General features: G+C 63.2%; 7 protein-coding genes and 1 pseudogene. 5 read left to right on the top strand and 3 right to left on the bottom strand.

The window, feature by feature from the left end:
• A pseudogene (locus HUK84_RS09350) lies at positions 1 to 314 on the top strand (TolC family outer membrane protein); the annotation flags it as partial.
• A 66-nt stretch (positions 315 to 380) separates the two neighbouring features.
• On the opposite strand, the gene HUK84_RS09345 reads toward HUK84_RS09350, so the two are convergent.
• From HUK84_RS09345 to HUK84_RS09335, 3 genes are all read right to left on the bottom strand, one after another.
• On the bottom strand, positions 381 to 791 hold the full coding sequence (locus tag HUK84_RS09345; protein WP_176640053.1) for a hypothetical protein: 411 nt from the start codon (positions 789 to 791) through the stop codon (positions 381 to 383).
• A 75-nt stretch (positions 792 to 866) separates the two neighbouring features.
• Positions 867 to 1,292, bottom strand: coding sequence for an RcnB family protein (locus HUK84_RS09340; RefSeq protein ID WP_176640052.1), 426 nt, complete (start codon positions 1,290 to 1,292; stop codon positions 867 to 869).
• 283 nt (positions 1,293 to 1,575) lie between these two features.
• Entirely contained in the window at positions 1,576 to 1,752 is a 177-nt protein-coding gene (locus HUK84_RS09335) for a hypothetical protein (protein ID WP_176640051.1), read from the bottom strand.
• Here HUK84_RS09335 and HUK84_RS09330 point away from each other — a divergent pair.
• The 4 genes from HUK84_RS09330 to HUK84_RS09315 all read left to right on the top strand — a co-directional run.
• Positions 1,733 to 2,071, top strand: coding sequence for a P-II family nitrogen regulator (locus HUK84_RS09330; RefSeq protein ID WP_176640050.1), 339 nt, complete (start codon positions 1,733 to 1,735; stop codon positions 2,069 to 2,071). The two genes, HUK84_RS09335 and HUK84_RS09330, sit on opposite strands and share 20 nt — an antisense overlap.
• Before the next feature lie 17 nt (positions 2,072 to 2,088).
• On the top strand, positions 2,089 to 3,435 hold the full coding sequence (locus HUK84_RS09325; RefSeq protein WP_281362778.1) for an ammonium transporter: 1,347 nt from the start codon (positions 2,089 to 2,091) through the stop codon (positions 3,433 to 3,435).
• 341 nt (positions 3,436 to 3,776) lie between these two features.
• A complete protein-coding gene (locus tag HUK84_RS09320) occupies positions 3,777 to 5,039 on the top strand; it encodes an outer membrane beta-barrel protein (protein ID WP_176640048.1) in 1,263 nt (420 codons plus the stop codon).
• Between the two features lie 260 nt (positions 5,040 to 5,299).
• A partial coding sequence (locus HUK84_RS09315; protein ID WP_218064292.1) for a hypothetical protein occupies positions 5,300 to 5,632 on the top strand: 333 nt, incomplete at its 3' end.

Genomic DNA, 5,632 nt, shown 5'->3' with positions numbered 1-5,632 from the left:
CCAGCGACCGGCAGGCGATCACGGCCAATGTCGCGGCGCGCGACGGGGTGCGGCGCCAGGCGCTGGAAGGCGTCAGCACCACGCTCGAAGTCCTGCAGCAGCAGCAGGCCCTGCTGCAATCCGAGATCACGCTGGTCCAGGGGCTGGGCAACCTGGTCACCGCGTCCTACGGCGTTGCGGCGGCGATCGGCCGGCTGACGGCCTCGGACCTGCAGTTGAACGTCCCGCTCTATGACGAGACGGCGTATTACAACGCCGTCAGGAATCGTCTGTGGGGGATGAACGACTACGCCCAGAACCAGCCGGGGCGATAAGGGACGACCGGCCGCCGTTCAAACGGACTCGTTTGAACGGGTAATGAGGCGCGATAAAATAACGATTTAAAACAGTTCCTTGATCAGGTCGTCCCCGATGCCGAACGCGGCGCCGGCGGCGGCGGCCTGGCCGAACCCGGAATGGAGCAGGCTGCCGAGAAAGCCCCCGGATTGCGGCGGCGCGGGTTGCGATGCCGGAGCATATTGCGGCTGCACCGGGTCATAGGATTGCGGCACCTGCTGGGCCTGGCTGGCAAGCCCGGCGTGGAGCGCCTGGAGCAGGCCGGCGACCTGCTGCTGCTCGGACTGGAAGGCAAGCGCCAGTTCGCGGAGGTCGAGCATCCATTCCCGCGCCTGCATGTCGCCGCCATTCGCGGCGGCCTGCAGCTTGCCGCCGAGCGTCTGGAGCATCTGCGCCGTTTGCTGCGCCTGCATCTGCAACTGGCTATAGGCTTGGTCGATCGTCTGAACGTCCATGACGGAACTCCATTTCAAGCGCTGAAAAGACGAACACGCGGATCATATCACTCCGCGTGCGGGCCGCCTGCGGCCTCAGGGCCCATAGGGCATGGCCGGACCATAGGGCGGCGGGGGCGGAGGCGGCGGACCCATCGGGCCGGGGGGCGCATAGGACTCCGCGATCACGTTGGCGATGATGCCGGTGGCCACGGCCGCCAGCAGGAATCCGCCGCCGTACCGCACCCAGTAATAGCCGGGCGGCGGCGCATACAGCCCGCGATAGCGGCGCCAGTCATCGACGCGCCAATTCGGCCCGACATAGCGGTCCCCGCGATGCCATTCGCGATACCGCCCCCCATGGTCCGGACCATGGCCGCCATGCCAGCCCCGATCACCATGCCAGCCACGGTCTTCATGCCCCCTGCCGTCGCCGTGATCGGCCAGTGCGGGGGACGACCCAAGCGCGATTCCCGACAGAAGAAAGGCCGCTATCGATTTTCTGTACATACTACCCAACATGCTGTCGATCCGCGTATCTGTGAACTGCAAGCTAAATCAGGTGTATGGCAGGATTATGAAAAGGCGCAATGGCCATGGCGACGCCCCCCTGGTCCGCCGCGCAGCAATACATTTCAAACTCTGCGGGATGTGGCGGTGTCGCTTTCGGCCAGGTCCATGGAGAATATGGCGGGGCCCGCACGCATCTGCCCCGATGACGTTCCGCCTTTCGTATTTTTTCGACATCGACTCAATATTATTGAGTAATCGTTAACGGACGTCGACCGGCCGCAACATGCCGGTTTCAGGCAGGCCGCAAATATATATTTCCAAACGGTTGCATTTTTGATGCTTTTAATCCGTTGGAAAGAAAAAACTCTTTTTCTTGATTGGATTTGAGGCCGCCGACAGCGTAACGGTTCTCATCAACACGGCGAATAAATATTTCTCTGGAGGAACGAGTGAAGTTCATCATCGCCATCGTCAAGCCGTTCAAGCTTGATGACGTCCGTGCGGCGCTGGGCAAGATCGGGATCGAAGGCATCACCGTCACCGAGGTCAAGGGATACGGGCGGCAGAAGGGACATACCGAGATCTATCGCGGCGCCGAATATCAGGTGGCCTTCGTGCCGAAGGTCAAGATCGAGGTCGCGGTCGCCGACGCGCTGGCGCACCAGGCGCTGGATGCCATCCGGGCTGCCGCCTATACCGGCACCATCGGAGACGGGAAGATGTTCGTTCTCGATCTTCTGCAGGCCGTTCGCATCCGCACCAATGAAATCGGGGAGATTGCTTTGTGAGTAAGCACGCGTTTCGTCTGCTTTTCCGGAAGGCGGCGCCCTGGTGTGCCGCGCCGGTGCTTGCCGCCGCCCCGTCCGCTGCCTTTGCCGCCCCTCCGGCCGTCGATACCGGCGACACGGCGTGGATGCTGACCAGCACCGCCCTGGTGCTGATGATGACGATCCCGGGCCTGGCGCTGTTCTATGGCGGCATGGTCCGCAAGAAGAACGTGCTGGCCACGCTGATGCAGTCCTTCGCGATCTGCTGCATCATCACCATCGTCTGGATGGTCGCGGGCTACAGCCTGACCTTCTCGACCGGCACGCCCTATATCGGCGACCTGTCGCGCGTCATGCTCAACGGCATCGGCGCGCATATCGCCAAGGGCGCCGATATCGGCTTCACGCTCGGCCAGGGCTCGTCCAACCCCACGGTGATGACGATCCCCGAGAGCGTCTACATGATGTTCCAGATGACGTTCGCGATCATCACCCCGGCCCTGATCACCGGCGCCTTCGCCGACCGCATGAAATTCAGCGCCCTGTGCGTCTTTACCGTCCTGTGGTCGCTGCTGGTCTATGCCCCGATCGCCCATTGGGTCTGGAGCCCGATCGGCTGGGTCGCGGGCTTCGGCGCCATCGATTTCGCCGGCGGCACGGTCGTGCACATCAATGCCGGCATCGCCGGGCTGGTGGCCGCCCTGGTGCTGGGCAAGCGCCACGGCTACGGCACCGACGACCTGGCGCCGTTCAACCTGACCTACGCCGTCATCGGCGCGTCGCTGCTGTGGGTGGGCTGGTTCGGCTTCAACGCCGGTTCGGCCGTCGGGTCGAACGGCCGCGCCGGCATGGCCATGGCCACCACCCAGATCGCCACCGCCGCCGCCGCGGTGGGCTGGATGGTCGCGGAATGGGCGCGCACCGGCAAGCCGACGGTGCTGGGCATCATTTCCGGCGCCGTGGCGGGGCTGGTCGCCATCACCCCGGCCGCCGGCTTCGTGCTGCCGGGCGGTGCGCTGGTCATCGGACTGGCGGCGGGAGTGATCTGCTATTTCGCCGCGACGTCGCTGAAACATGCGCTGGGCTATGACGACAGCCTGGACGCGTTCGGCGTGCACGGGGTGGGCGGCATCCTGGGCGCGCTGCTGACGGGCGTGTTCGCCTACGGCCCGCTCTCGGCCACCGACGCCAATCCCGCCGGCATCAGCGGCTCGTTCGCGCAGTTCGTCATCCAGGCCAAGGCAGTCGGCGTGACGATCGTCTGGTGCGCCGTCGTGACCTTCATCCTGCTCAAGATCGTCGACCTGGCCGTCGGCCTGCGCGTCTCGTCCGAGCAGGAGCAGGAAGGACTGGACATGGCGCTGCATGGCGAAAGGATCAGCTAAGGGCAGGCAACATTCTTTTGCGTGCCGGCATCCCGGCCGCCGGTTTCGCGGGGGCGCCCGGCGGGCGACGGGGTGTCGGGGGCATTGCCATGGTCCGGACCTGACGGATTTCAGGTCCGGACCAATGGGACGTTCGCTCGCCTTCCGGATTAGGACCGCAATAAATATTTACGAATGCGGACTCAAGGAAATTCGTCAAAAATAACAATAATAAAACAACATGCGTTTCATGATTGTTTAATATACATGCATTATATTCGATCTGTAACGAATAAATGTCCGATTCAGGATAAAAATACCTCGTATCGCTTATGAACGATGTCTTGTTCGAGGTGATTTGCATGAATTCGATCAAGGGTAATGGCGTGGCGTTATTGTGCGCCGGCCTGGCATGCGGCGCTTTGTCCGGACAGGCGCGGGCGCAGGTCACGCTCTTTCCCAATCCGCATCCCGCATCGGAATTCCAGACCTGGCTGCAGGGGGTTACCTTGACCGGGCAGATCGATGGCGGGATCGATGCCAATCCGGCGCGGCCGGATAACGGGATCAATTTCGGCAACTTCCTGGGCGATCATGCGAATCAGGCACAGTTGAACCAGCTTGCGCTGACGCTGGCCCGCGCCATCGACCCGACCAGGCACGAATACCAGATCGGCTTCACGCTGGAAGCGCTGTATGGTTCGGATGCGCGCTATTATCACCTGCTGGGCATTTCCGACCAGGCGATCTCGACCCGCTATCAGCTCATACCCGCCCAGGCCCATATCGACGTCCATCTGCCGTGGCTGACCAAGGGCGGGCTGGACATGCAGGCCGGCATCCTGCAAGCCCCGATGGGGGTCGAAACGCTGGACCCGACGACCCGCCCCTTCTATACGCTGGCCTATACGTCGCAATATTCCGTGCCGTTCGAACATATCGGCGCGATGTTCAAATGGCATGTCAGCGATATCGTCGACGTGACGTTCGGCATCGATACCGGCAACCAGACGACCTTCGGCGCCAGCGACAACAACGACGCCCCGGCGGGGTATTTCGGGTTCAACCTGAACAGCTTGCTGCACGGCAAGCTGACCATCGTCGAGCTGAGCCGCGTCGGCCCCGAAGACCCGGTGCGGGTGCTGGGACCGGCGGCCAATCACCAGAACCGATTCTGGAACGATATCAACGCGACCTATGCGATCAGCGACAGGCTGTCGGTCACCGGCGAATTCAACTACCTGCACGATGACGGGCTGCGGGCCGACACCACCAGCTTCGTCAGTTTCCTGAGCTACAAGATCAGCCCCGTCCTGACCCTGAATTACCGGGGCGAAATCTATCGCGACAATACCGGTCTGTTCGTCGCCAGCTTTCTGACCAACCGGGCCTATATGCAGGCGATCGCCGGCCTGCCCGCGCCTGCCGAAACCGCGCCGCCGACGACGTATGGCGAGCTGACCCTGGGCGTGACCTACCACCCCACGCTGGGCCACCATGTGCGGGTCTTCGAGATCCGGCCGGAAATCCGCTTCGACCGCTCGCTGAACGGGACGTCGCCCTTCAATGACGGGCGGAATACCGGGATGTTCACCTTCGGCGGCGACGCGGTGCTGGGCTTCTGAAGCCGGCAGGCCGCGCGTCACGCCGCGCGGCTCGGGGTCATCACCTTCCACGATCGGATCCATGTGGCGGTGCGCGCTGTGGCGCCCGCCATTTTTTTTGATTCTCAAGTCTCTTAACGGATTTCCGGCCCGACCCGCCTGCCGAAGGGTAACAGGACGATAACAAATCGTTTGGTTCCGACATCGTTATATGTATAATTTGGACATAATATGCACATGAACGCGGCCGCCCGCCGCCCACGCATTCAGGAGCGACGACGATGCCCGGATTTTTCGGGGTAAGGACTTGGCTGCTAGGTGGCGCCGCCCTGGAGGCGCTGACCTTGGGGGCGTTGATGATGCGGGCGACGCCCGGCCATGCGCAGGACGTACCGGCACAAAGCCCGCCGCATGCCGCCCCCAGGCCCGCCGTCAGCATGCCCGGCGTCAACAAGCCCACCGTCAACAGACGGATGCGCCACGCGCATGCCCCGCATGGACAGGGCCCGGACACGCGGACCGTGGCGGCGGCGCCCGCCATGCAATCCCCGGCCATGCAATCCCCGGCCATGCAATCCCCGGCCATGCAATCCCCGACCATGCAACCCCCGGGG

It is taken from the genome of Nguyenibacter vanlangensis (genome assembly GCF_013376155.1).
Lineage (GTDB): Bacteria > Pseudomonadota > Alphaproteobacteria > Acetobacterales > Acetobacteraceae > Gluconacetobacter > Gluconacetobacter vanlangensis.
This window is presented reverse-complemented; position numbering and strand designations above follow the sequence as displayed.